At 42.0% G+C, this 26559-nt stretch carries 24 protein-coding genes; 14 read left to right on the top strand and 10 right to left on the bottom strand.

Annotated elements, in window-relative coordinates; all coding sequences use genetic code 11:
* The first annotated feature begins 20 nt into the window (after positions 1 to 20).
* Positions 21 to 1316 (top strand): tyrosine--tRNA ligase, encoded by a 1296-nt coding sequence (gene tyrS, locus ABTP35_RS04965; protein ID WP_293298783.1) that lies wholly within the window; start codon positions 21 to 23, stop codon positions 1314 to 1316.
* Positions 1317 to 1433: 117 nt separating this feature from the next.
* Here tyrS and ABTP35_RS04960 read toward each other — a convergent pair whose 3' ends face one another.
* The 6 genes from ABTP35_RS04960 to ABTP35_RS04935 all read right to left on the bottom strand — a co-directional run bounded on the left by ABTP35_RS04960 (position 1434) and on the right by ABTP35_RS04935 (position 8122).
* Positions 1434 to 1982 (bottom strand): cupin domain-containing protein, encoded by a 549-nt coding sequence (locus ABTP35_RS04960; RefSeq protein WP_293298786.1) that lies wholly within the window; start codon positions 1980 to 1982, stop codon positions 1434 to 1436.
* A 114-nt stretch (positions 1983 to 2096) separates the two neighbouring features.
* Positions 2097 to 3083, bottom strand: a complete 987-nt coding sequence (locus tag ABTP35_RS04955) for an acyl transferase (RefSeq protein ID WP_293298789.1) — start codon at positions 3081 to 3083, stop codon at positions 2097 to 2099.
* Positions 3084 to 3152: 69 nt separating this feature from the next.
* Positions 3153 to 3476, bottom strand: coding sequence for a T9SS type A sorting domain-containing protein (locus ABTP35_RS04950; RefSeq protein ID WP_224836267.1), 324 nt, complete (start codon positions 3474 to 3476; stop codon positions 3153 to 3155).
* A gap of 145 nt (positions 3477 to 3621) precedes the next feature.
* Positions 3622 to 3933, bottom strand: coding sequence for a T9SS type A sorting domain-containing protein (locus ABTP35_RS04945; protein WP_224836268.1), 312 nt, complete (start codon positions 3931 to 3933; stop codon positions 3622 to 3624).
* A gap of 149 nt (positions 3934 to 4082) precedes the next feature.
* Positions 4083 to 5276 carry a multidrug transporter gene (locus ABTP35_RS04940; protein ID WP_224836269.1) on the bottom strand — a complete coding sequence of 398 codons (1194 nt, stop codon included), beginning with the start codon at positions 5274 to 5276 and terminating at the stop codon, positions 4083 to 4085.
* 20 nt (positions 5277 to 5296) lie between these two features.
* Positions 5297 to 8122 (bottom strand): TonB-dependent receptor, encoded by a 2826-nt coding sequence (locus ABTP35_RS04935; RefSeq protein ID WP_293298795.1) that lies wholly within the window; start codon positions 8120 to 8122, stop codon positions 5297 to 5299.
* Between the two features lie 186 nt (positions 8123 to 8308).
* Between ABTP35_RS04935 and ABTP35_RS04930 the strand changes: the two genes are divergently transcribed.
* Positions 8309 to 8995 (top strand): response regulator transcription factor, encoded by a 687-nt coding sequence (locus tag ABTP35_RS04930; protein ID WP_293298798.1) that lies wholly within the window; start codon positions 8309 to 8311, stop codon positions 8993 to 8995.
* Positions 8995 to 10089 (top strand): ATP-binding protein, encoded by a 1095-nt coding sequence (locus tag ABTP35_RS04925; protein WP_293298801.1) that lies wholly within the window; start codon positions 8995 to 8997, stop codon positions 10087 to 10089. The genes ABTP35_RS04930 and ABTP35_RS04925 overlap by 1 nt, the downstream gene beginning before the upstream one ends.
* Here the strand turns inward: ABTP35_RS04925 and ABTP35_RS04920 are convergent.
* Positions 9975 to 11105 (bottom strand): glycosyltransferase family protein, encoded by a 1131-nt coding sequence (locus ABTP35_RS04920; RefSeq protein WP_293298804.1) that lies wholly within the window; start codon positions 11103 to 11105, stop codon positions 9975 to 9977. The two genes, ABTP35_RS04925 and ABTP35_RS04920, sit on opposite strands and share 115 nt — an antisense overlap.
* A gap of 85 nt (positions 11106 to 11190) precedes the next feature.
* Here ABTP35_RS04920 and trmB point away from each other — a divergent pair, with 85 nt between their 5' ends.
* Genes trmB through ABTP35_RS04905 form a run of 3 tightly spaced genes read left to right on the top strand, consistent with a single transcriptional unit; the run spans position 11191 to position 12826 of the window.
* Positions 11191 to 11859, top strand: a complete 669-nt coding sequence (gene trmB / locus ABTP35_RS04915; RefSeq protein WP_375334471.1) for a tRNA (guanosine(46)-N7)-methyltransferase TrmB — start codon at positions 11191 to 11193, stop codon at positions 11857 to 11859.
* Positions 11860 to 11862: 3 nt separating this feature from the next.
* Positions 11863 to 12501 (top strand): LysE family transporter, encoded by a 639-nt coding sequence (locus tag ABTP35_RS04910; protein WP_224836275.1) that lies wholly within the window; start codon positions 11863 to 11865, stop codon positions 12499 to 12501.
* Position 12502: 1 nt separating this feature from the next.
* On the top strand, positions 12503 to 12826 hold the full coding sequence (locus tag ABTP35_RS04905; protein ID WP_252080743.1) for an MGMT family protein: 324 nt from the start codon (positions 12503 to 12505) through the stop codon (positions 12824 to 12826).
* Here the strand turns inward: ABTP35_RS04905 and ABTP35_RS04900 are convergent, their stop codons facing one another.
* On the bottom strand, positions 12827 to 14488 hold the full coding sequence (locus ABTP35_RS04900) for an amidase (protein WP_293298814.1): 1662 nt from the start codon (positions 14486 to 14488) through the stop codon (positions 12827 to 12829).
* Between the two features lie 225 nt (positions 14489 to 14713).
* Between ABTP35_RS04900 and ABTP35_RS04895 the strand changes: the two genes are divergently transcribed.
* The 6 genes from ABTP35_RS04895 (at position 14714) to ABTP35_RS04870 (ending at position 20956) form a co-directional block, all read left to right on the top strand.
* Positions 14714 to 15853 carry an Mrp/NBP35 family ATP-binding protein gene (locus ABTP35_RS04895; protein WP_252080741.1) on the top strand — a complete coding sequence of 380 codons (1140 nt, stop codon included), beginning with the start codon at positions 14714 to 14716 and terminating at the stop codon, positions 15851 to 15853.
* Positions 15854 to 15864: 11 nt separating this feature from the next.
* Complete coding sequence (locus tag ABTP35_RS04890; RefSeq protein ID WP_293299146.1) at positions 15865 to 16101, top strand: NifU family protein; 237 nt, start codon at positions 15865 to 15867, stop codon at positions 16099 to 16101.
* A gap of 63 nt (positions 16102 to 16164) precedes the next feature.
* Positions 16165 to 17223 carry an NAD(P)/FAD-dependent oxidoreductase gene (locus ABTP35_RS04885; RefSeq protein WP_293298818.1) on the top strand — a complete coding sequence of 353 codons (1059 nt, stop codon included), beginning with the start codon at positions 16165 to 16167 and terminating at the stop codon, positions 17221 to 17223.
* Between the two features lie 56 nt (positions 17224 to 17279).
* Positions 17280 to 17612 carry a 2Fe-2S iron-sulfur cluster-binding protein gene (locus ABTP35_RS04880; protein ID WP_224836280.1) on the top strand — a complete coding sequence of 111 codons (333 nt, stop codon included), beginning with the start codon at positions 17280 to 17282 and terminating at the stop codon, positions 17610 to 17612.
* Between the two features lie 76 nt (positions 17613 to 17688).
* Positions 17689 to 18726 (top strand): TPM domain-containing protein, encoded by a 1038-nt coding sequence (locus ABTP35_RS04875; RefSeq protein WP_293298821.1) that lies wholly within the window; start codon positions 17689 to 17691, stop codon positions 18724 to 18726.
* 52 nt (positions 18727 to 18778) lie between these two features.
* The gene (locus ABTP35_RS04870; RefSeq protein WP_293298824.1) at positions 18779 to 20956 is read left to right on the top strand and encodes an acylase; all 2178 of its coding nucleotides are present in this window, start codon (positions 18779 to 18781) and stop codon (positions 20954 to 20956) included.
* A 5-nt stretch (positions 20957 to 20961) separates the two neighbouring features.
* Here ABTP35_RS04870 and ABTP35_RS04865 read toward each other — a convergent pair whose 3' ends face one another.
* The gene (locus ABTP35_RS04865; protein ID WP_293298827.1) at positions 20962 to 21627 is read right to left on the bottom strand and encodes a hypothetical protein; all 666 of its coding nucleotides are present in this window, start codon (positions 21625 to 21627) and stop codon (positions 20962 to 20964) included.
* 283 nt (positions 21628 to 21910) lie between these two features.
* Between ABTP35_RS04865 and ABTP35_RS04860 the strand changes: the two genes are divergently transcribed.
* Positions 21911 to 23170, top strand: a complete 1260-nt coding sequence (locus ABTP35_RS04860; RefSeq protein ID WP_293298830.1) for an aminotransferase class V-fold PLP-dependent enzyme — start codon at positions 21911 to 21913, stop codon at positions 23168 to 23170.
* Here ABTP35_RS04860 and ABTP35_RS04855 read toward each other — a convergent pair.
* Entirely contained in the window at positions 23167 to 24063 is an 897-nt protein-coding gene (locus ABTP35_RS04855; protein WP_293298833.1) for a metallophosphoesterase, read from the bottom strand. The genes ABTP35_RS04860 and ABTP35_RS04855 overlap by 4 nt on opposite strands.
* 117 nt (positions 24064 to 24180) lie before the next feature.
* Between ABTP35_RS04855 and ABTP35_RS04850 the strand changes: the two genes are divergently transcribed.
* Positions 24181 to 26559 (top strand): GAF domain-containing protein, encoded by a 2379-nt coding sequence (locus tag ABTP35_RS04850; protein ID WP_293298836.1) that lies wholly within the window; start codon positions 24181 to 24183, stop codon positions 26557 to 26559.

Here is a 26559-nt window from a genome sequence, read left to right as displayed (position 1 = left end):
CCTATTCCAAAAAACTGATCATGACGAAGAACTTTGTTCAAGAACTACAATGGAGGGGAATGGTACACGATGTGATGCCTGGAGCCGAAGAACATCTTATGGAGGAAATGCGTTCTGCCTATGTAGGGATAGACCCTACCGCAGACTCCCTGCATATTGGACATTTGGTGGGAGTAATGATGTTGAAGCATTTTCAATTGGCCGGACACAAGCCTTATGCTTTGGTGGGTGGTGCCACGGGCATGATCGGTGATCCTTCTGGAAAATCAGCCGAACGGAATTTGCTGGACGAAAAAACACTGCGACATAATCAAGAAGCCTTAAAATCTCAATTGAGCCGGTTTCTGGATTTCGAAAGCGGTGGGCCCAACGCTGCGGTCTTGGTCAACAATTACGATTGGATGAAGGATTTTTCGTTTTTGGAGTTCATCCGGGACGTTGGCAAGCATATTACCGTTAATTATATGATGGCCAAGGATTCCGTAAAAAAACGTCTTTCGTCCGATGCCAAGGAGGGTATGTCCTTTACCGAATTTACCTACCAGCTGGTGCAGGGTTACGATTTTTTATACCTCTACCAAAACCACGATTGTAGCCTTCAAATGGGAGGTAGCGACCAGTGGGGCAACATCACCACGGGGACCGAATTGATCCGTAGAATTGGTGGTGGAAAGGGATTTGCCCTTACTTGTCCTTTAATCACCAAGGCAGATGGGACCAAATTTGGAAAAACAGAAGGCGGCAATATTTGGCTGGATGCAGAAAGAACATCGCCCTATAAGTTTTACCAGTACTGGTTGAACACTTCGGATGAAGATGCTGAAAAGTATATCAAGATCTTTACATTTTTGAGCAGGGAGGAAATAGAGAATTTGGTTGTTGAACATAAGGAGGCTCCACATATGAGGGCGCTTCAAAAGAGATTGGCAGAAGAAGTTACGATCATGGTGCATTCCCAGGAAGATTTGGACAATGCGATTAAAGCGAGCAATATCCTTTTTGGAAAGTCAACTTCAGAAGACTTGAAACAACTCAATGAAAAAACGTTTTTGGATGTTTTTGACGGGGTGCCACAAGCCACTATTGGTAAAGAGGAACTAAATCCAGGTTTGGACATGATAGGGGCGTTGGCCGCCAAAACCGGGTTTTTAGGATCTAATGGTGAGGCAAGAAGAGAATTAAAACAGAATTCCATATCCGTAAACAAGGAAAAGGTTAAAGAAGATTACCTGATTACCGAATCGAATTTGATCAACAATAAATTTGTACTGCTACAAAGGGGCAAAAAAAATTATTTTGTGTTGATTGCGGAATAACCAATTCACACGGGTCAAACAAATAGTTGGGACAGTCTTAAAAAGTTCAGGATAACAAAGGACATTTTCTTGAACATAAAGCAATATAAAAAAGCCATCTTTTAGATGGCTTTTTTGTTAGGTTAAAAATGTAATTCCATATCTGCCGCAAATCTCGGTTATTTTCGAAAAATCTGGCGGGCCAGGGGGCAAATTGCCCAATTCTTCGAACATTAGTTCCAGCCCTGCAGGGAATACACTTAAAATGGTTTTGCAGTCTTTATCCCCGACTACCTTCCAAGTGTGTGGAATATTTTTAGGCGCAAATGCCAAATCACCTGCCTTTAAAATAGTTGTTTGGTCCCCAACAGTTACTTCTAGCTCGCCTTCCAAAACTTTAAAGATTTCGTCTTCATTGGTGTGAACGTGTGGTGGGATCATTGTGCCGGGAGGATTTACTTCTTCTATTAAGGTAAAAAGACCGTTGGTGTCCTCGCTGGTAAGTTTAAATGTTTGTTGGTCACCGATAACATTTACTTGTTTGCCCTCTCCCTTTCGTACAATTTTTGGTTCCAGAGTTTTGTTGTTCTCTTCTTCTTCCTTTGGATGTACATGGGCGAATCCAGGTAAAGTGGCCAATGCCGCTGCAGAGAGGGCACTTCTTTTTAAAAAAGCACTTCTATTCATAATCTCGATTGTTTGGTTATCTCAATAAATTACGTAAAATATTGATAACGCGTAGGTTGCAATGTTATGAAAGGATGGGTTTTGTGTATAATTGGATGTATGGACTATGTGATATTACAAGACCATCAAGTTACAACCGCGGATATCGGAATCATCAAAACGGCCCAAAACTTCAAAAGTTCCGTTTGGATAGGTTTTTCCTAAATCCTGTGTGGCAATAAATGAACAAGAATAAATGTTCGCAAGATCGATAACGTTGATACCTCCCGTTTTACCGGCCGATTGGATAGCTAATGGGTCCTCGGTATCCCGAGTAATGATTTTCATCCAAGGCGGGGTCTTAAAAATGCCATTGCCTTTCGAATATGCTTGGGACAGAAGCTCCGTCATTCCATATTCGGAATGTACTTTCTCCACGCCCAATCCTTTTTGCAGTAATTGGTGCAGTTCTTCTCGAATCAATTCTTTACGACGACCTTTCATTCCACCGGTCTCCATTATAATGGTATTTTGTAAGTTCATCGAAAATCTTTCTGCTAAATCCAATAAGGCAAAGGAAACACCGATCAAAAGACATTTGGTTCCCTTCTGTTCCAATTTGAGCAGGTTTTGGTGCAGTTCGTCCAGATTGTGAAGATAAAAACCACTGCTTGGATGAGCGGATTTATTGATCAAATCATTGACCATATAAATTAATGAGGATCCTTCCCTTTCGAGGTAAGATGGCAATAAGGCCAGAATACAAAACTCATTTGGTGAACCATAAAATTTGTAAAAAGCGGACAAGAAACTCTTTTCGTAAAGTTCGATTTCCGGAACAAAATGCTTGCTTGTGGAAGTTTTGGTTGTGCCACTGCTTGTAAATATTGTTTCTGCTTCCTGTTCTGTGGAGCGTACAGCGTGGGTCTTAAAAAAAGATATGGGCAAAAAAGGAATTTCCCGTGTTAGCGAAACAGTTTTCGGGGTCTTGCCCAAATGGTTGCAAAATTGGTGATAGACTTGGTTGTTCTGGTATTGAAACCTAAAAACATCCAATGCGACCCGGTCAAAATCGTAAGCGTTGGAGATGGAAAATATGCGATGGGTATCAAACTGTTTCATTGAGCCCCAAAATTACCTAAAAATAAAAAAGCCCTTGATGAAAAGGGCTTTAAAAATGTTGGGCAATTTTTATTTGATCACCAATTTTCGGGTCATTGTTTTTTTGCGTTCCGTTACTTGGAGTACATAAACTCCGGGAACCAATCTGGAAATGTCCAAAGTATTGGTGTTTATCCTTTTTGTAAGCACAACTTCGCCAAAAACATCGTAAACTCTGATTTCTTTGGTTCCGTTGGATTCCGTCGTAATATACACTTCACTTCCATAGGCCGGGTTAGGGTACATTTTAAAACCCTTGAGCTCTTGTACGGGCTCATTGTTCACTGTTACCAGCTCCTGACCGAAAGAAAATAAAGGTAAAGCCATAAGTAAAACAAAGTAGATTTTCTTCATATTGCTGATTTGGGGTCTATGTGCAATATAAAAGTAGATAACCATGTTAAGTTGTACCACATTATGTTGTGAAAATACTAAAACTGGTGGTAAAGCGTTGAAAGCTGTTGTTTAGGATTGGAAAATAAGGTTAAAAAGGGCCGAACTACTTAACAATGAGCTTTCTAGTGGCTACCTTGTTTTTTTCGAAAACCCTTAAAATATAAACACCTTTATCCAAATTGGAAAGGTTGAGTTCCTTACCAAGAATAGTGGTTTCCAGGACCTGTGTCCCCAACACATCGAAAACGAGGATTTTTTTTGGTGCATTTAGAGCTGTTTCGATGTAGACCTTTCCTTGAGTAACCGGATTGGGGTAAAGTTTGAAGCCTTCAATATCGGCACTTGACCTGGCATTATCCTGAGAAAAACCAAGTGTACAGATAAATAAAAGAATAACGAAGTAAAAGTGCTTCATACGTTAATGGTTGCAAACGGTATGCCACAAATATATAAAAATTGCTTTGCCAAACCGGAACCAATTGATGAATAGAGGGTTACTTTTCGATGAAATGCAAAAAAGAAGCCCTCGATTTTTCGAGGGCTCCTTTAATTTATTTAGAAATTTTATTCGTTGATACCAACTGTCCAGTCAGCACCCCAAGTAGCAACATCGGTTCCAGTACCGTTGCCAACTCCAGAGATAACATCGCTTTCGTTAAATACAGCTCCGGTATCGTTTTTCAAAGTCGTGGTAACATTGTTGAAGGTTACATCAACAATATTTAAAAGATCATCCAAAACGCCTTGTCCTGTATCGCTGTCGTCCAAGTCGAAAGCCTCTTCAAAATCGGTTACAACAACATTGGTAAATGTTCCTTGTGTTCCAGCACGTAATCTTATTGCTTCACCAGCGTTGTTTGGACCTCCTACAACGGTTACATTGGTTACAGTTGGGTTAGAAAAATAACCACCTTCGTTACTAAAGTCTGTGTTGAATCCATCACATTCAAAAGCTTTGTCGTTGATGGTTCCTCCATGTTGTACGTATACATCGGTCAGGGCACCGGTAAATCCTTCTGTCCAGTCGATTGAATCATCTTCGGAGTTCACAACGATCAAGTGGCTTGCTTCTACGGTTCCGCCAAAAAATTCGAATCCGTCATCTGATGCTTCGTAGATTTGAACGTAATCTATCTCAGTACCGTTACCAACAGCGTAAAGGGAAAGTCCGTTCAATTCGGCGTTGCCATCAACTGCACCACCGGAATATTCGATACGAACATAACGAAGCACACCTGAATCATCGCCAGGAGTGTTTCCTCCGTAAGACAATGCCCCTACTTCTGAAGTAGCAAGGTCGGTTGATCCATCAGGAGTGGAATTGATAGGCGCTTTTCCTAAAAGAACCAATCCGCCCCAATCACCAGGCCCAGGGTCTGCACTGTTAGAAGTGAAAACGATTGGGTTTGCAGATGTTCCATTGGCATTGATCTGTGCTCCTTGGAGTATTGCGATATAGGCGTTTACACCAATTGGTTCTACTTCAATGGTCATTCCTGCTGGAATGGTCAAGGTTGTTCCTTCTGCCATAAGGACCGGCCCTGTTACCGTATAGGCAATATCGGGGTCCAAAGTAAGGTCTTGTGTGTATAGACCATTAAGGTTTACGGAGGTTACTTCATCTCCGCCACCATCTGAATTGTTGGTGGTATTGTTCGTAACACTGTTATCGGTGATAACAATATCTGAGGTATCGTCAGCTTCACAAGCAATGAACAAAGCAGCGGCTATACCTAAAAATAAAAACTTGTTTTTCATTTGTCAGAATTTAAATAGAATTAAAATTTATATTTAAGGGTTAGCCCAATGTTAACCCCAAGATTATACTCTCTTATTACAATGTCCCCTAAATCGGTCCCTTCTCTTATCAAAGAAATATCCGGGTCCAAAATGTTTTTTGCTGAAAGATTGGCTTCAAAGTGTTCTCCGAAGGAATTTTGCCAAACAAAATTTAAAGTAGGCACCGCTTTTTCAACAATGTTGCCCAAACTACCTGCTCCTAAAGAGAAAATACGATCGGAAAAATAGGAAAAGGCCACTGTGGCTTTAGGCCTATAGTTACCAAATGTAGGACTGTAGTTTAGGTCGGCGTTAAAAATAAAAGGGGATGCTCCTTCAAGTTCATCGGAATCTCTGTCAAACGAGGTTCCGAAGGTATTCTCTGTACCAGCGGGAATATCTTTTAAATCTTGCTCGGTGTGTGTGTACGCCGCATTCAACCCCATGGAAACAATGGCATTGTCATCACTGTCCATTAAAAGGTTTTTTCTAGCTTCCAGTTCAACACCGTAGATATCTGCTTGTTCTCCAGTTCTAAAATAACGTTGCGTTCCGGTTGCGTCGGCAGCAACAACTCGGTTTACTGGGTCTTTAATGGTTTTTGCAAAAGCAGCAATGGAAATTATTTCCCCTCTTTCCAAGAACCATTCATATTTAACATCATAGTTATAAATATCGGAATAGGTAGGGCCATTTCCATCCAGACCACCCAAAAGGTCGGGATTACCTCCAACCCTTTGTGTCACCGATTCGTACACAAATGGAGCAACTTCCTTAAATTCTGGGAAAGATGCGGTCTTGCTAAATCCAGCCCTAAGATTTGAATTTTCGGTAAGTGCATATTTTACATTTATACTAGGTAAAATGATGTTTTCATAAACTTCTCTAAAACCTGGATCTACCGGACTTATGTTGATAACATCGTATTTTACCTTTTGACTGAAAGATTCTATTCTTATACCAGGTACAATACTGAACTTGTCGCTAACACCCAATTCGGCCGTTGTGTAGAATGCATGGATGCCTAGATTTCCTTTATATGTGTTTTCTGGCAATCCAGGTCGGTTGGTGTTGCCTATTTCGTTAGTGATCGGGTTAAGAACTATAGTGTTCCAAAGACCTTCTCCAGCAGGGATATTGATATTTTCCACGTTAAATATGGAATTGAGATTGTTTACATCTGTAATGGGAGTATTGTCCCTGTTTACAATATCATATCCATAACGGGTACTATTGAACCTACGCTCCTTTCTTCTTCCGTTGTAGCCAAAGTTAAGTTTTACCTTGTCTGAAACTTTATAGCCTAAGTTCATAAAGCTATTTAGCTCGTTTTCGTCTATGCTTTGGAAAAAGCGTTGGTTGTCGAAAGGAATGTTGGTATAGAAAACAGGGCTGGTGCTATCATCATTGTCCAAGGCAAACTGATAGTTTTCCAAGGTGATACGCTTTCTGTCCGGTTCATCAGAAAAAACTTTGTTGAAACCAACTCCCCAATCTAGGCTCAATTTGTCGTCAAAAAGGTGTTGACCGGTCAATTGGTTTACGAAGATCATATCTTGGTTGAATTGAACGTTCATTACGTAGAACCCTTGGTCTGTGTCCAAAATGGCATCTCGGTTGGTGCCCTGTCCATTTACTCCGTAGTATCCTACCCTGTCGGCAGCACTGTTTACGAACAAAGAACTGAACTTGAGTTTATTTTCCGTATTAATGCGATAAGTTACGTTTGCCAGAGCAGTTGTTGTAGTTTTGTAAGCATACTCACGAACGTTGGGGAAATCCACTTTTAGTACATTGGTGAAGTCTCTTGCGGGTCCCTCCCAAATTTCAAATCCATTGGAAAAACTAGCTGTTCCAAAAAAGCTCAATCGGGATTTATCGTTGTTAAAATCGAAGGAGTAACCTCCCTCGATAGCTCCGCTTAGGTTAATTGGTTCCCATGCAGACTCAGGGTCCACACCATGGGATAGAACTACCGCGAACGGGTCATTGTCATACCTGTTGTAAAAACCAAAGTCACTTGTTCCCTCGCTCTTAAAAAATTCTTCGCCAGCAGCATTGGAATTGATTCCGCCACCAAGAGAAACTTCAAGGTATCCATCGCCAGTGTATTCTTTTGAGTCGATATTTACATTTCCAGCAGCAAAATCACCATAAAAAGTTGGGCTATAAGCCTTGCTTACCGAAACATTTTCGATAATACTGGAACCGAACAGGTCTAAGTTGATATTCTTTTTTTCTACATCATTCGACGGAAGCGCGAGACCGTTCATTGTAGTGTTTTGGTAACGATCGCCCAATCCTCTTACATAAACATTGCTGGAACCTTGTTGTTTGGATATTCCGGAAATTTGTGCAACGGCCGCAGCGGCGTCATCAATACCTTTTAATGTCAGTGCCTCCGCGCTAATGGCTTCTTGCATTACCAAAGCATTTTTCTGCTGTAGAAGAAGGGCTATTTCTGAATCTTTTCTGGCAGTAGTGGTAACAACGACTTCATCTAAACCTACGCTACTGGCACCAAGGCCTGCATTTATTTCTGTAACTTTTCCAGCTTCGACCAGAACATTTGGTATTTCCAAGGTCTCGTACCCTAAAAAGCTAAATACCAGAGTATAGGTTCCTGGCTCAACATCAGCTATTTGAAAAAGACCATCAAAATCCGAAGTGGTACCCATGGTAGTTCCTTTTATCAGTACATTGGCAAAAGGTAGAGGGTCATCGTTAAGTTCCTTGTCCGTAAGTTTTCCCACAACGCTACCATTCTGTTGTGCAGATAGCGAAAAGGTAAATAAGGACAAGGCCAATATTAAATATGTTTTCATGCTCTACTGTGTAGGATTAATTTTGGGGCAAAGAAACAGGGAGGGTGTAAAAGCCGTGTTAGAGGTATGTTAAGTGTTTCTTTCAGTTGTGTTACAATAAGGTTACCAGATTAAATGAACGTTAAGCATTTATCCCGTAAGTGTATTATCTTTACATTTGAGCGTTTAACACAGAAATACCAACCCATGAACAACAAGGATATTAAGATTCTATTGGTTGACGATGAGCCCGATATATTGGAAATTATTGGGTATAACCTTTCGGCCGAAGGATATGAGGTCTTTACCGCAAAAAACGGCCTCGAGGGCGTGGCCAAGGCCAAAAAGAAAAACCCGCATCTGATCATTATGGATGTTATGATGCCAGAGATGGATGGTATTGAAGCATGCGAAGTTATCCGAAGTACCCCCGGTCTGGACAATACCATAATTACATTCCTTACAGCTCGTGGCGAGGACTACTCCCAAATGGCCGGTTTTGATGCCGGAGCCGACGATTACATTACCAAGCCCATAAAGCCCAAAGTCTTGGTAAGCAAGGTAAAAGCTTTGCTAAGAAGGTTAAAGGACGAGAAAAAAGAAGTAGAGGATATAGTTAAGGTCGGTGATATCGTCATCAATAGGGAAGAATATAAAATTGTGAAGGCCGGAGAGGAAATGGTACTGCCAAGAAAGGAATTTGAACTACTCTCCCTACTTACCTCCAAACCCAACAAAGTGTTTAAGCGCGAGGTTATTTTGGATAAAGTTTGGGGCAACGAGGTAGTTGTGGGCGGGCGCACCATAGATGTACATATTAGAAAACTACGCGAAAAAATCGGCGACGATCACTTTAAGACTGTAAAAGGTGTGGGGTATAAGTTTGTACTCTAATGGCTATAAAGCTTAAAAAGTCATATAAATTTGCTTTAAGGTCTTCCCTGGTCATAACTTTCTTGATTACGGTCCTTTTTGTTGCATTCCATAACGATTTCGGGGATATGCCCTGGCCAAATGTAGTGCTGTTTGCTTTTATAAGTTTTATCATTTGCTTTACCATTATCCAGATCAGGGTGGAACGTTTTATCTATCGTAGAATAAAAAAAATATACGATGATGTGTCGCTACTTGAGTCGTCTACCTTTTCTTCCAAACCGGTTACCACCGATATGAGGACCTTGGTCCAAGAAATCGAAAAATTTGCCGAAGGAAAGAAGATTGAGATCGACACCCTTAAAATTAGGGAAGAGTACCGAAAAGATTTTCTAGGCAATGTTTCCCACGAACTAAAAACACCACTTTTTACAGTGCAAGGCTATATTCTGACCTTGCTCGATGGGGCAATGAACGACAAGAAACTTCGTAAAAAGTATCTACAACGTGCCAACAAAGGGGTTGAACGGCTTATTTACATAGTAAAAGACCTCGATTTGATCACCAAGCTCGAAGCTGGAGAACTTAAACTGGAGCGAGAGGATTTTGATATTATAGAGCTTATTCAAAATACGTTCGACCTCTTGGAAATGAGGGCGGCCAAAAAAGAGGTGTCCTTAACCTTTGATATGAATTATCCCAATCCCATTTACGTGAATGGGGATAAGGAGAAAATACAACAGGTAATGAGCAATTTGTTGGTCAATGCCATTAAATATGGATTGCCCAAAGGAACGGCCGAGGTAAGTGTGGAAGATTTGATCAAGAACAAGGTTATCGTAAGGGTGACGGACAATGGTGCCGGAATCCCAAAACAACATATACCTCGTTTATTCGAACGCTTTTATCGTGTAGATCAAAGTGGAAGCCGTTCGGAAGGAGGGTCCGGTCTCGGATTGGCCATAGTAAAGCATATTGTGGAGGCCCATGGTGAGAAAATCTATGTGGAGAGCGAAGTGGATGTCGGTTCCGAGTTTTCATTCACCTTGGAAAAAACTTCCGCAGCGACAAAAACACCGAACAAAGAAGAAAAATCCACCATCGGTTCAAACTGATTCAGCCCTTTATAATCCACCACTTTGAATAGGTCGTCCAAAATAAAGTCTTCTTGGGTGCTAAAGGGTACCAAGCCTTGTTTTTGCATACGTTTCGCCAAATATTCCTGCTCGTACTGGCCCGGTGTTGGAATAAAAAATGCTTTTTTCTCCAATTTTGCCAAATCCATGACCGTAGTGTACCCAGATCGGCAAAGAACCTTTTTGCTTTGGTTCAGCGCATTCTCCAGCTCATCCGATTTCATAAAGTTGAATAAGGTTATTTTTCCATGGGACGAACGTATTTCTTCGGATGTCTGTTCCTCTTCGATCTTACCTTTCACAAATAGGATATGGCCCTTGAACCCATTAAGTTCCGTAAGTATTTTTTCTTCCAAAAGGGTGCGTTGTGGTTCGGGACCGGAGAGCAGGACCATTAAATCGTAGATAATGGGGAGTTCCTTTTTTTCAAATCGGCTTAATGGGCCCAAATATGCAATATTAAGTTTCGTCTTTTTTAAATGCCCCAACTTTCCGGTTAAATTAGGTTTTCCCTTTACATCGGGCACCCAGCATTCATCAAACTTTTTAATAATTTTTTGATGGGCCTTGGAGCTCATCCATGTTGTATTCCCCGAGAGTACATTGAGCTGGTGAGTAATAAAGACGCAAGGCACTTTTTTGTAATAAGCACCAAGACGATTGTCGGAAATAATGCCATCCAGCTCATACTCTTTTACCAAACGTTTTACCGCTTTCTTTTCCTTGGCCATTGCTTTAAGCACTTTGGGGGAATCCCAGATCATTTTTATCTTAAAATGCTTTCCTTTTTCTGCGTAGGATATTTTGTAAGATGGCAACTCAAAAACCGGTAAATGGGGAAACTCCTTTTTAAGGAGCGCCAAGGCAACGCCGTCCGAAGCAATAAAAGGTTGATGTCCGTGCTTTAATAGCTCATGAATAATAGGTATGCATCTCGTGGCATGTCCCAGACCCCAATTTAATGGAGCGACCAGAATGCGTTTGGAAGAATTCATAACAACAAAAAAACAAAATGCGAATTGCTTTTAGATTTCCTTAGTTTTGCCAAATCATTAATTTTTTGCGCAATTCGATACCAAAGTGGGAAGTAAAAATAAACTCAAGAGGTTCAAGGAGAACGAAACATTTGCCAATGTGGTGCAGCCCACACGAGAAGATGTTTTGGCCGGGTTTAAGCATAAGGGCCAATGGGCCTCCTTTTTCGGCAACAACAATCCCATAGTTTTGGAGCTGGGCTGTGGAAAAGGGGAATACACTATAGGTCTTGCCCAAATGGACCCTGACAGGAATTATATTGGCATCGATATTAAAGGAGCGCGATTTTGGCGTGGTGCCAAAACAGCCATTGAGCAAAATCTGGGTAACGTTGCCTTTTTGCGTACACAGATTGAGTTGGTGGACCATTTGTTCGACGAGGGCGAAGTGAGCGAAATCTGGATTACGTTCCCCGACCCACAGATCAAGTACAAGCGAACAAAGCATAGGATGACAAACCCTGTGTTTCTGGAACGCTATAAAAAAATGCTGAAGCCGGGAGGGGTAATTAATCTTAAAACCGACAGCGAGTACATGCACGGGTATACCCTTGGCCTATTACAGGGCTTGGGCCACGAAATACTCTATGCCAATCACGATGTGTATAAAAATGAAGGAGCACCATCCGAAGTTCTGGAAATTCAGACTTTCTACGAAAATCAGTATCTTGAAAACGGAAAACCAATCACATATATCCAATTTAGGATCAACTGATCAATGACCCACGTACTCATCCTCTTTTTTGCCACATTTTCGGCGGCCTTTATGGCTACCGTACCCCCGGGCTTGCTGAATATGAATGCAGCTAAAGTTAGTGTGGAAAAAGGAAAGCTCAATGGGGTTATTTTCAGTTTGGGAGTATCCAGCACCATTATGGTTCAGGCCTATATTGCAGTGTACATATCAAAATTTCTGTACCGCAATCCGCAGGTGATCGATATTCTTTTTAAAATTGCCGTTGCGGTCTTTGCCTTTTTTGCCATTTACTTTTTTGTGATGGCTAAACGGAACAAGACCAAATCCCAGCAGGGCATAAAGGAAGTAAATCTAAGTAAAAAGAATAGTTTTTTTAAGGGCGTTCTCTTGGCGGCCCTTAATTTATTGACCATTCCCTATTATAGTGGTTTAAATGCCATGTGGAACGAGGCGGGTTGGATAAAGTTCAAGGCCGAGGACATTACCACCTTTGTAGTAGCGGCGGGCGCGGGTACATTTTCTGTACTATATCTGTATACTTTTTATTTTGATAAAATGGAAACAAAGACCAACCGTTTTTCCAAAAATTCCAATTATATTTTGAGTGCCCTAATGCTCTTATTGTTGATCATTACCCTAATTCGTATTATGTACCGCTAGTATGGAGGAAATAAGCTTCTTTGACAAAGTTTACGAAGTAGCCAAACAGATACCTTACGGCAGGGTGACATCCTATGGGGCCATAGCCAAATATTTGGGAGCTGCCCGTAGTGCCAGAATGGTAGGTTGGGCCATGAACAATTCCCATACCAAAGATGTTCCAGCGCATCGGGTAGTCAACCGAGCGGGCATATTAACGGGCAAGCACCATTTTGATGGAAGTAATATGATGCAACAATTGCTGGAAAACGAGGGCATCTCGGTCAAGGACAACCAAATTGTCGATTTTCAGAAATACTTTTGGGATCCCGTAGTGGAATTATGATCAATATCCCGGGGGGTGCATTTCATCAAACGAAGTGTTGTCCTGAAAAGCTTTTGCCAATAATAGAATACTTTCCTCATCGTACAAGTTCCCCACGAAGGTCATACTGGTAGGATGATTTTTTTTATCCAATCCGGTTGGCACTGCAATTACAGGGTGCCCTGTTAAATTTGTGGCCAAAAGTTGATCGTTTCCAAATGAAGGGGAAATCAAAACGTCGTAATTCTTCATTAAATCCTGCATTTTTTGGATAAGTACCTGTCTTTGCCTGTTGGCCTGAATGTACTCCACAGCAGGGATAAACCTGCTTTGCCTCAGGGAATTGGCGCGTGATCGCCGGTCCTGTTCAACCATAGTGTCCACTCCTCCAGAACGTACAAGTTCATCAAAAAAAGCACCGGCTTCTGCCCTCAGAATAATATCGAATCCTCGATAAGGAATATCCTTGGGCATTTCTACAGCGGTAGGTTCAATACCAAGATCCTTTAGCGATTTTAAGGCGTTTCTTAAATTGTCGCCAGAATCAGTAGTATCTTTTTCAATATCTTTTTTTAAATAGGCCACCCTCAAACTTTTGATGTCTCTTTTCCAATCCACACCAAAGGGCAGGTCTATGGTGGTCAGGTCATTTTTGTCTTTTCCTTGAATCGCTTCAAAAACAATCGCGCAATCTTCGGCATTTCTTCCCAAAGGCCCAACCTTGTCCATGGACCAGCTTAGGCTCATAACACCATGTCGGCTCACCCTGCCGTATGTAGGGCGCAGGCCTGTGACCCCATTCCGTGTGCTCGGGGAGGTAATGGAGCCCAAAGTTTCCGTGCCCAAGGCAAAAGGAACAAGCCCAGCAGATGTAGCAGAACCTGACCCTGCTGAAGACCCACTGGCTCCTTGGGTAGTGTCCCAAGGATTTTTTGTTTTGCCATCGAACCAAACATCGCCACGGGCCAAAGCTCCGGATACAAGTTTGGCCACTAAAATGGCTCCGGCATCCTCAAGTTTTTGAATTACGGTGGCGGTCTCATCAATAATTTGATTCTTATAGGGTGCTGCGCCCCATGTGGTAGGGTAACCGGGAACGGACATTAAATCTTTGGTTCCATAAGGGATACCGTGCAGGATGCCCCTATACTTGCCATTTTTTATTTCTTCGTCAGCTTTTTTGGCCTGTTCAAGCGCCAAACTTTCGGTAATGCTTATGGTACACTGCAAAGCAGGTTGATACTTTTTTAATCGCTCCAAAAAAAATGTGGTGAGCTCGGTCGAGGTTATTTTCTGATTTTTGATCAATGAGGCCAATTGAGGAATAGTGTAAAAGGCCAGCAGATCATAAGGTTTAGGGATTTCTACATTGTCGGGAATAATCCATTGGCTGCCATTTTGTTGCTCTGGCATGGTAAAATCAAAAGGAGTGGGGTCAAAGCGCACGGCAGGAAATACATCGTTGCCCAAAGAATATTTGCGCAAGGAATCGAACCCGCTTCGATTTCTTTTAAGATAGGGGTAAAGTGTGTCGATCGCTCTATCGGGGAACTTCAGTCCGATCAATTTCTCGGATTTCTTTACGTCTCGTTTGGTGAAGGAATTTTTATGGGTTGAGCAAGAGATCCAAAACAGAGAAATAACCAAAAGGGCGAACAGGGTAACTTTGTTTTTTGGTAGCATGTTGGTCGAGTTAGTTGGATAATTGCTTCTAAACTACAGTTTTTCGGAAAATTGCACATAATAATCTATCTTTTTTATGAAGGGATCGTGTTGTTGCCAGTATGTAAAAAGTAAAAACCCATTTATTTTGAAATTCAACAGTACTACTTCTTAATCTAACCCCAACACCGTATCTTTGTAGTTTAGAACCAGTTCAAACAATTGGTCAATAAATTATTAGGTTTCATGAAGTTGAAAAAAGCAGATATTCTAAGAGCATTGGAAAAAATATCCGCCCCGGGTGAAGGCCAAAATTTGGTCGAGAGTGGTTCGGTGAAGAATGTTCAGGTATTCGGTGATGAGGTAGAAGTGGATGTAACCATAAAGAATCCTAGTCTTCAGGCTAAGAAGAAGACCGAAGTGGAGATTTTGAAAATCATCCATAGTGAAGTTTATGAAAAGGCGAAGATCAAGGTCAACCTAAAGGTTGATGCCCCTGCAAAACCGAAAGTGAATCAGATAAAAGGAAATCCCATTCCGGGAATTCAGAATATTATAGCCGTTGCATCTGGTAAGGGAGGTGTTGGAAAGTCGACCGTAACTGCCAATTTGGCCGTAACCTTGGCCAAAATGGGCTTTAAGGTGGGATTGCTGGATACCGATATCTACGGCCCGTCCATGCCCATTATGTTCGATGTGGCCACGGAGAAACCTTTGTCCATAAATGTGGAGGGCAAGGCTAAAATGAAGCCTATCGAAAATTATGGCGTAAAGCTACTTTCCATCGGATTTTTTACAGAACCCAACCAAGCTGTGATTTGGAGGGGGCCTATGGCAGCAAAAGCATTGAACCAAATGATTTTTGATGCGCATTGGGGAGAGTTGGACTTCTTGTTATTGGATTTGCCTCCAGGAACGGGAGATATCCATTTAAGCATTATGCAATCCCTACCGGTAACCGGGGCAGTGGTAGTGAGTACCCCTCAGGAAATTGCATTGGCCGATGCCAGAAAAGGTGTGGCCATGTTCCAGCAGGAAGCGATAAATGTTCCCGTGTTGGGAATCGTGGAGAATATGGCGTATTTTACACCTGCTGAACTACCGGACAACAAGTATCACATATTTGGTGAGAACGGTGCAAAAAACCTTTCGGAAGATCTAAATGTACCGTTCTTGGGAGAGATTCCGTTGGTGCAGAGCATCAGGGAGGCCGGAGATGTGGGAAGGCCGGCTGCTTTACAGACCGCGACCCCTACCGAAGAAGCCTTTGAGGAACTGACCAAGAACGTGGTTCAGGAGATGGTGAGAAGAAATACCGATCTTCCTCCTACCGAAGCAATTAAGATTACAACAATGGCCGGTTGTTCCGCCGTTAAAAAGAAATGAGCATGGCAACAATGACATCAGAAGAAACAAAAAGCAATGTAGTAAAAGCATTGGATGAAATACGTCCGTTTTTACAAAGTGATGGCGGGGATATTACTTTGGTCTCCATTGAGGACAATATTGTTACGGTGCGATTGGAAGGGAATTGCATTGGTTGCAGTGTAAATCAAATGACCCTAAAGAGCGGAGTGGAAATGACCATAAAAAAGTACGCTCCCCAGATTGAGAAAGTGGTCAACATCACCTAACTGATAAAAATCATTATTCCTTTTTTGGGCAAGTAGTAAGTTGCATGCCAAAATTCCTAGTTTATGATCAAAACCGATATTCTGATAATTGGGGCGGGACCTACGGGTCTCTTTGCTGTTTTTGAAGCAGGCCTGTTACAACTCAAATGTCACTTAATAGATGCATTGCCACAACCCGGAGGGCAATGTGCCGAGATATACCCCAAAAAACCCATTTACGACATCCCAGGATATCCAGAAGTGCTCGCTGGGGAATTGGTGGACAATTTAATGGAACAGATTAAACCGTTCCAACCTGGATTCACCTTGGGAGAACGCGCCGAGACCATCGAAAAATTGGACGATGGCTCTTTTGTCGTTACCACCAATAAAGGAACTAAACACCATGCGCCCATAGTTGCCATTGCAGGCGGACTGGGAAGCTTTGAACCAAGAAAACCGTTATTGGAGAACTTGACCAAGTATGAGGACAATGGAGTGTCCTACATGATCAAGGAACCTGAGGTCTATCGAGATAAAAAGGTATTGATTGCCGGGGGAGGAGACTCTGCGTTGGATTGGTCCATTTTTTTGGCAGACGTGGCCAAAGAGGTTACCTTGGTGCACCGAAGAAATGAATTTAGAGGAGCATTGGATTCTGTTGAGAAAGTTCAGCAGCTCAAGAACGAAGGAAAAATCAATCTGATTACACCCGCAGAAGTAATTGCCTTAAAAGGTGAAGATAAATTGGAGCGAGTAACGGTAAAAAACACCGGAACCGCCGAAGAAATAGTAGTTGACGTTGATACTTTTATTCCTTTATTCGGACTTTCGCCCAAGTTGGGGCCAATTGCCAATTGGGGATTGGAAATCGAAAAAAACGCGATAAAGGTCGACAATACCTACGATTATCAAACAAATATCCCTGGAATTTATGCTATTGGGGACGTTAATACCTATCCTGGCAAATTAAAACTTATCCTTTGTGGATTTCACGAGGCTACCTTGATGTGCCAAAGTGCCTATCAAAAAATATTCCCGGATAAAAAATATGTAATGAAATATACCACCGTAGGAGGTGTTACGGGATTTGACGGAAGCAAGAAAGAAGCACCAAAAGCCGTAGTAAAAGCTATTGACTAAGAATAAATTAAATTTAAATCGTTAAGAAAACCACCTGTAATGGTTTTTAAATAGGTATGAGCGATATCAAATTAAAAATAGTAGACCGGGACGGCAAACTGCACGAGGTGGATGCCCCAACAGATATGAACATGAACCTAATGGAAGTTGTGCGTTCGTACGAACTTGCTCCAGAGGGTACCATAGGAATATGCGGTGGAATGGCCATGTGTGCCTCTTGCCAGTGCTATGTGAAATCCGATCACCAGCTTCCTGAAAAAACAGATGATGAGGAGGCGATGTTGGCCGAGGCTTTTTTTGTAAAGGACAATAGCCGTTTAGGCTGCCAAATTCATATTACCGAGGATTTGGATGGTCTGGAGGTGGAGTTGGCACCGGAAGAAGGCTAATGGAACTTTCTCTTAAAAGTCCAGGTTCCAGTAAAAAGCAAAAACTTTATCTTTAGTCCTTCTGGTAATTAAAAACATGGGAAGGACATTATTATACGGGTTACTTTTTCTACTGTCCATAAGTAGCCCTGCTCAAAAAAAAGTCCCTATTTTAACCGAAATAGTTACGGACAATGCCAAGATTTTTACAGAATCCGAGCTCGATGTGCTACGCACAAAACTCTATCAATTTGAATCGGAGACGACCAATCAATTAGTGATTTTTACGATTAATGAGCTTGGTAATGAGACTATTGAGCAATATGCACTCAATGTCTTTAACCAAAATAAGCTGGGGCAGGCGGGCAAGGACAATGGTATTCTGATTCTTTTTTCAAAACTGGATAGGGAAGTTAGGATAGAGGTGGGCTATGGATTAGAATCATATATAACCGATGCGGTGGCCTCGAGGATTATTAGAAATACCATGATCCCCAAATTTAAGGAAGAGGACTATTTTTCAGGTTTGGACCTGGCAACGGACCAGATTATCAAGTTTCTTTTAGATCCCGGGGCATTGGAAGAGTTTAAGGAGGAAATGGATTCCGAGGAGGCAGCACCCTGGTGGCTTTATGGGATTATTGGACTGTTTTTGATGGTCTTTGTGGCCGCAGGAGGGTTTGTTTTTTATAAAGGCTATAGTACATTTCTGGAAATCCTAAGAGGTATGTTCATTGGAAAACTAGCTATTTTCCGTGGAGTTTTTATGGCCTTATTTATGGGAATGCCTGTAATTTTTGGCTTGGTATTTATGGGGATGCCCCTCTTTTTTATGGGTTTGCTTTTTGGGTTGGAAGACCAAATGAACGCCATGGTGGAGGATTTAACCTGGATATTTTGGGGACTTATCCTTTTTGTCCTGACAACAATTGCATTGGTAATCGTAAAGATCAAAAGAAAGGGCGATGAAGAAATAAAGGTGTCGTTTTTTAAATCGGATAAGGATTATATTAGCAAGACATTTTCGTCCACCGGAACCCATTCCTTTGGTTCTGGGTCCGGGAGTAGTTCGTCGGGCGGTTTTTCCGGAGGTGGCGGGAGTTCTGGTGGAGGTGGTGCCAGTGGGAGTTGGTAATTGTAGCCGATTTAATGTATTTTCACAAAACTAACTAAACTCTTCTTCCGATATGAGAATTACTATCCTTGTAGTGCTAATGTTATTTTTTTCTTGTGCAGAACCACCTAGGACCGAGGTTCAAGAATGGGAGTCCCAAGCCGAAAATATTACAATTATACGAGATGACTTTGGAGTGCCCCACGTTTATGGAAAAACAGATGCAGACGCCGTTTTTGGATTGTTGTATGCACAATGCGAGGATGATTTTAACCGTGTAGAACAAAATTATATCTGGGCCACGGGTCGCTTGGCGGAAGTCGAAGGTGAAGATGCGTTGTACAGTGATCTTAGGGCCAGACTTTTTATGACCGAAGAAGAAGCAAAGGAAAACTATAATAACAGTCCAGAGTGGTTACAAGAACTTTGTGACGCCTTTGCGGATGGAATCAATTATTATTTACATACTCACCCAGAGGTAAAACCCAAGTTGCTTACTCGTTTTGAGCCATGGATGCCCATGTATTTTAGTGAAGGTTCCATTGGTGGCGATATTGAGCGGATATCTACCCGTAAAATCAAAAGTTTTTACGAAAGTGGCATGGAATTGCCGGAGATGGAAGCATTACAAATCAAAAAAGAAGAGGAAATGGCCGAGCCACAGGGATCCAACGGCATAGCCATTGCTGGAGACTTGACCGAGTCCGGTAACGCCATGTTGTTGATCAATCCGCATACTTCATTTTATTTTAGGGGAGAGGTGCACGTAGTAAGCGAAGAAGGGTTGAATGCCTATGGTGCTGTTACCTGGGGTCAGTTTTTTGTGTATCAAGGATTCAATGAAAAAACAGGTTGGATGCACACCTCGACCTATACCGATGTAATGGATGAATTCAGGGAAACCATAGTTAAAAATAATGGTAAGCTATATTATCAATATGGGGAAGAATTGCGACCGGTTGACTCGAGTTCCGTAACACTAAAATATAAGGATGGGGAAACCTTAAAGGAGAGGACCTTTCCGATGTACCGAACCCACCATGGTCCCATTACTCATCAAGTGGGCAAACAATGGACGGCTTCGGCCATGATGTGGGAACCCGTAAAGGCATTGGAGCAATCCTATATCAGAACCAAACAGAATGGATACGATGGTTTTAGGGAAATGATGGATATCCGAACCAATTCATCCAACAATACTGTGTATGCCGACGCCGAGGGCAATATTGCCTATTTTCATGGCAACTTTGTGCCCAAACGCGATACCATTTTTGATTATACCGAGCCGGTGGACGGTAGTGATCCAAAAACAGATTGGCAAGGATTGCATACAGTGGATGAAAATATCTTGGTGTTGAACCCAGGGAACGGTTGGATTCAAAACTGTAACTCTACACCATACACTTCGGCTTTGGAATATAGTCCAAACCGTGAAGATTACCCAAAATATATGTCAAGGGACCAAGAGAACTTTAGGGGCATCCATGCCATCGAGCTGTTGACAGATGGTAGCGGATATACCTTGGACAGTCTAATCGAACTTGCGCACGACCCCTACCTGCCTGCTTTTAAAGCTTTGATTCCCGGTTTGGTGAAGGCCTTTGATCAAAACCCGAATTCTGGACTAAGAGAACCCATTGAGCTTTTACGAAAGTGGGATTATAAAACGTCAAAAGAATCGATTGCCATGACCTTGGCCCATTTTTATGGAACAATTTTTTGGAGGGAAGCGATAACCGGAAAAATGGAGAATCGCCCTTCACAGTTCGAATTATTTAACAACAATGAAGAATGGGTGTCCGCAGAGCGAAGGCTGGTGCTGTTCGAACAAGTGTTGGAAAAGCTTAAAAATGATTTTGGTTCATGGAAAACACCCTGGGGAGAGGTAAACCGATATCAACGTTTGAATGGTGATATCCGTCAACCATTTGATGACGAAAAACCAAGTATTCCCATTGGATTTGCCAGTGGTAGTTGGGGAGCATTGGCGGCATATGGAGCACGCTATGATAACAACACAAAGAAAATCTACGGTACCCGGGGCAATAGTTTTGTAGCGGTAGTGGAGTTTGGTGAAAAGGTCAAAGCGAAGACCATGTTGGCCGGTGGCCAAAGTGGCGACCCGGATTCGCCACATTTTAATGATCAAGCACAACGCTATGCCGATATGGAATTTAAAGACGCGGCATTTTACAAGGAAGATGTATTAAATCGAGCTAAGGCCAACTATTCCCCGGGAGAAAAGTATTGACAATATTAGTCGTTGCCGTTTTCTACCGTGCTATCTTCTTCCTTTACAATGATCAAGCTGGCCCGAGAACCTGTGGAAAGGTTCCATCGGTTGTTGTGGATTACCACACCTGTATCGTCGGTAACTAACACTTGGGCCGTATTGGGTCCAGAAGAACCTTGGTTGAGGGCCTCAAATTCGATTCGGTTAAAACCTTTCACCAAATCCAGATTGATTCCTTTAAAGGAACCATCGAGCAATAGGTTATATTCGGCCACTTGGCCGTTTACATAAATTTTAATGCGGTCCCCGTCCACATACTCGTGGTCCCGGGCAACAATGCCCACAAATTTTGCTGTAGTTTTAAAATCGCCCAAGTATTGGTCGCCAAAATGTTCGTTTGCACCTTTTTCCTTTTTTTCCATTACTTTGGGATCGATCACCATATCGTGCCCTGCTTGCAATAACTGTCTGTCGGGGAGCATTTTTACACCCGGTTTCTCATTTTTGGAAGTAAGGTTTTCGTCCAGTACCGAGGGCATTCGCAGTAAAGTACCTTGGTTGCTTGTCTTTACATCGAGTTTGTTGTTATCGCCAATCTTTAATGGTCGGGTGGTGGGCAAATCGCCCTGGGCGAACATTGGGAATGCCAAAAGCACAGTGCCCAACAAAACAAAAACTCTCTTTTTCATGGCAAGACAGGTAATAATGCAAATATAAATTTAGCAAATACCTTGCCACTAACATGATAAAATGGAGTTAAATCGTTAATCTGCAGGGTTGATGTTAATTTCTTTTTTTAATCCAAATAGGGGGATGTAGTAAAGGTATTCTCAAAATAATAAGATCTTGCTTTATGGGGATTTGATCAAAAATAACGTTTACCTCATCCATTGAGCCGGCTTAAATTGTATCTTAACACAACTAAGAAAAAACAACAAGTACCATTCTTTTTTTAATCGACCCAACATCAAAATGAAAAAGCGACAATTCTTGCGCCATATTGGACAAGCGGCTATGGCAGCTCCATTACTGCCGCTCACCGTGGAGAACAATTATAAGAATACATTGCCCTACCCGGATAAAAATACCGAGGCTTTTTGGGAGAGGATCAGACAGGATTATAAGCTAAAGCCGGATTACATTAACCTGGAAAGTGGATATTACAATATAATCCCTACTCCTATTTTGGAAAAATTTACCCAGCATGTACAAAACGTAAATTTTGAAGGGTCGTATTATATGAGAACCGTGCAATGGGAAAATAAAAATAAGGCAGCGGCTCGGGTGGCCAAGTTGGTCAATTGTTCGGAAAAAGAATTGATTATTACCAGGAACACTACAGAATCCCTCGATATGATCATTGGGGGGTATCCTTGGAAAAAAGGTGACGAAGCTGTTTTTGCCGTGCAGGATTATGGTGCCATGCAGATTCATTTTCATCAGATGGAAGATCGTTATGGAATAGTATGCAAGAAAATATCCTTGCCCAATCATCCCGAATCCGACGAGGAAATAGTGTCCCTTTACGAATCCCAGATTACGCCTAGGACCAAATTGCTGATGGTATGCCATATGGTGAATGTAACCGGACAGATATTGCCCATTAAAAAGATTTGCGAAATGGCACATTCGCACGGGGTCGAGGTAATGGTGGACGGTGCCCATTGTGTGGGGCACATTAAGGTGGATATTTTGGATTTGGACTGCGATTATTATGGGGCCAGTTTGCATAAGTGGCTTGCTACCCCTCTAGGAGCAGGGATGTTGTACGTAAAAGAAAAATACATACCCAAAATATGGCCTTTATTGGCGGAACATGAGAAGGACCACACCAAGATCAGAAGACTTAACCATACTGGGACACATCCAGTACATACCGACCTTACCATTAACGATTCGGTAGATTATCTGGAAATGATAGGCCTGGAACGAAAGGAAGAACGCATGCGCTATCTTCAACGGTACTGGAGCGATCAATTGCGCCATGTGGAGAACGTGGTGATCAATACCCCGATAGAACCGCACCGAAGTTGTGGAATTGCCAATGTGGGCCTAAAACATATAAAACCAAGCGATATGGCCAAAATACTATTGGATGAATTTAATATTTGGACAGTGGCCATAGATTTTGAAAACGTTCACGGTTGCAGGATAACACCCAATGTATTTACCACGACGGCAGAGCTGGATCAATTTGTGATGGCGGTCAAAAAGTTGGCGGAGCGGACCTAATTTTCTATATAATCTTTAAGTTTTTCAGGACCTTCCAATAATACCCTCACAATTTGAAGCGTACCATCTGGTCTGGTATCGATGTGCCATTTAATCAGTGAAATGGTTCCGTTTTCGATTTCGATGCCGGTTATGCTCCTCGGGTGAACACAGCTCCCATCGTTAAAAAAGGGTATTTGCCCAGGTTCCGGAAATCGCGGCCGATGTGTGTGCCCCGTCAATGTAACAAGTAGGTTTTTACTGAGAATCCATCGTTTGATTCGTTTTTCGATTCGGATGAGCTCTTTGTAATTTTTAGCGGGACTTGTTGGGTCGGCAATGCCCACAACTTGGAGAGGTTTCCACAAGATCCTGACCAAAAAGCGGCCAATACGCCAACAGACATAGTTCCACCAATCCGCTTGGTGTCCGTGGATACAAAAGATCTCTTGTTCCGTATCCTTATGTTTTAAGATCAAAGCTTCGTGATAAGTAATGCCCTCAAAAAGTTCTTTGTCCGAACCATCAATGGGCTCAAAATAGTGGGAGAGATTTTTTTCTACGTATTCGGGGTCCCGGTACACCATATCGTGGTTGCCCCAGAGCATGTGCAAGCGTTGCTCCAAATGGAACCTTCGCAAGAGTTGATACACGTTCTTGTGCGCTTCAAAAATGGAATCAAAGCTCAGGTTTTCCCAGAGTTCGTCACCATCGCCCAATTCTACATAACAAAAACCTTCGCGATAGTAATGGTTAAGGGCATGGAAGTATATATTTCGGTTATTGGCAAAATCATCCGCAAAGCTATTGTCGCCGCGATGACAATCGCTGAAAAAGATGAACTTGTCTTCCTCGCCGAACCAAATGGTCTTGGCATTTTTATAGGCACGGTTCAACCGGGATGAAGAGGACATGAAAATGTTTTTTGCTAAATATCCTTAAAAATGGTGATTTGTCCATAAAGATATCGATAAAAGGACGGGCATCGTTACTTTTTGTAACTTTGCATCACAATCCTCGACTAATTGCGTATGAAGCAAGATTACAATGCTGAAAGTCCTTTGGTTCAACTAGTTAGTTTCAATAAATTGTTGGAACACTATGATGAACAGGTAAATAGCCCCAACGAGCATGTGGCCGAACGGGCAAAGTATGTATTGGACGTGCAGGCTCCGTACCCTATCTTAAGGGAAGGTTTTACGGACTTGTCCTTATTGGACAAGCACAAGGATGTAATCAGGGTGATCTTAGAAGATTCTTTTTCGCCCATCTTGACCAAAAATGAGATCAAGACGGCTTCGACTCCTTTTGAAAATATTGTGTTCAATTCTTCTGAACGATTTCGACAGATTTTAAAAGATGCCGGAGAGGACTTTGAACCAGAAATAACCAATATACCCAATGAGTTCGGTTACATTATGAGAAGTACCGTAATTCTCAAATTCTATTATGGGTACAACTTGGATTTTAAGCGTCCTTTCTTTTACGATATCCCCGATACCAATGGGGTAATGCGCAGATACCGAATTTTGTACAACGCGGACTTTATGGAAATTACTCCCACCGAAAAGGCCAAGGAAATTACCCAGGAAGATGTAGATGAGCTGTTGGACAACTTTTATAACCTGGACCTGTGGAAAGAAAAAATTCCGCCCAATAGTTTTATCGCCAAAGGATTTGTTATTTCCAATATGTTCGATGTTACCGCGGAGCACTCGGTTTCGGAAATAAAATCTACCCTGATTGGAAAGACCCAAAAGGACAGGGAGTCCTTTATGGAGAGCTTCGAAGATACTTTTAGATCGTTTTTTAACCTGAACGATATTAAAGTAGGTTTTGCAGGGTATGATTCGAGTGCGAACCACTTTTTCAAGATCTACGGCAAAGGTATGGAGAGCTACATCCTTAACGGAAACGATATGGAGGAATGCGATTCATCTTTTTGTACCTATTCCCATGGAAAACTGTTTAAGGAGAATAAATATTTTGCAATTTCCAACGTAGAGAAATATTTTAAAAAGACAGAAGGAAAAGTCCAACCGTATAAAAACTTAATGGACCAAGGCATAAAAAGTGCCATTTTGGCCCCAATTGCCGTTAATGGGGAACTGGTAGGAGTGCTGGAACTGGTGTCCGGCAAAGTAAACGAGCTCAATAGCGTGAATGCCAATAAATTGGATGATGTTATGCCGTATATTGTTGCGGCAGTGATGCGCACCATTGAGGAGGAGGAAAACTTGATAGATGCCGTTATCCAACACGAGTGTACCTCTGTCCATCCGTCGGTCTATTGGAAGTTCCAAGAAGAGGCCAAACGCTTTATGGCCACCGAAATGGCCGGCGAAGAACCTGTGTTCAAGGAAATAGTTTTCAAGAACGTGTATCCGTTGTATGGCCAGATAGATATCAAGGATTCATCAAAAGAAAGAAATCTCGCGATTCAAAGGGATTTAATGATACAGCTTTCCGAAATAAACGATGTTTTGGAAATTGCTTTCAAAAAATACAAGCTTCCCATCTACGAAGAATTAATGTTCAGGGTAAACAACTATTTGAGCGAGGTTAAAGAAGCTTTGTTTACCCATACGGAACAAGCGGTTTTTGATTTTGTAAAAGAAGAAGTGTGCCCCGTGTTCGATCACCTACAAAAAGGAGAGGACACCGAGATAAAAGTACTTCTGGATAAATACAACGAGAAAATAGATAGAGCTACCGAAAGTTATTACGACCATCGTAAAAATTATGATGACAGTGTAATGGAGGCCAACATGAAGCTGGCAGCTTTACTGGACAAAAAACAGGAAGAAGCACAGGAGATGTTCCCACACTATTTTGAGCGATACAAAACCGATGGAGTGGAGCATAACATGTACATAGGAAGTTCCATAGCCAAGGATAGGGAATTTAGTGAGTTGTTCTTGAGCAACCTAAGGCTTTGGCAACTTCAGGTAATGTGCGAAATGGAAAACAGATATTACGCCCTAAAGCCCCATTTGCCGGTAAAATTGGATGTGGCCTCCCTATTATTGGTGTACAGCACATCTTTGGCCATACGTTTTAGAATGGACGAAAAGCGTTTTGATGTGGACGGTACATATAATGCAAGGTACGAGGTGATTAAAAAGCGTATCGATAAATCCTATATCAAAGGGACCAATGAGCGCCTTACCCAAAAAGGAAAGTTGTCCATAGTGTATTCGCAACGTAAGGACGAAAAGGAATACCTAAGGTACATCAGCTTTTTAAAGGCCAAGGGTTATTTTACCAATAATATAGAAATTGTTGAGCTCGAAGGTGTACAGGGTGTATCTGGATTAAAGGCGATCAGGGCCGAGATTTTATATCAAAAGGATAAAAAATCGGAAAGGACCTATACGTATGATGACCTAATGGCCGAATTGAGTCTTTGA

The sequence above is a fragment of the Flagellimonas alginilytica genome (genome assembly GCF_042134605.1).
GTDB lineage: Bacteria > Bacteroidota > Bacteroidia > Flavobacteriales > Flavobacteriaceae > Flagellimonas > Flagellimonas alginolytica.
This window is presented reverse-complemented; position numbering and strand designations above follow the sequence as displayed.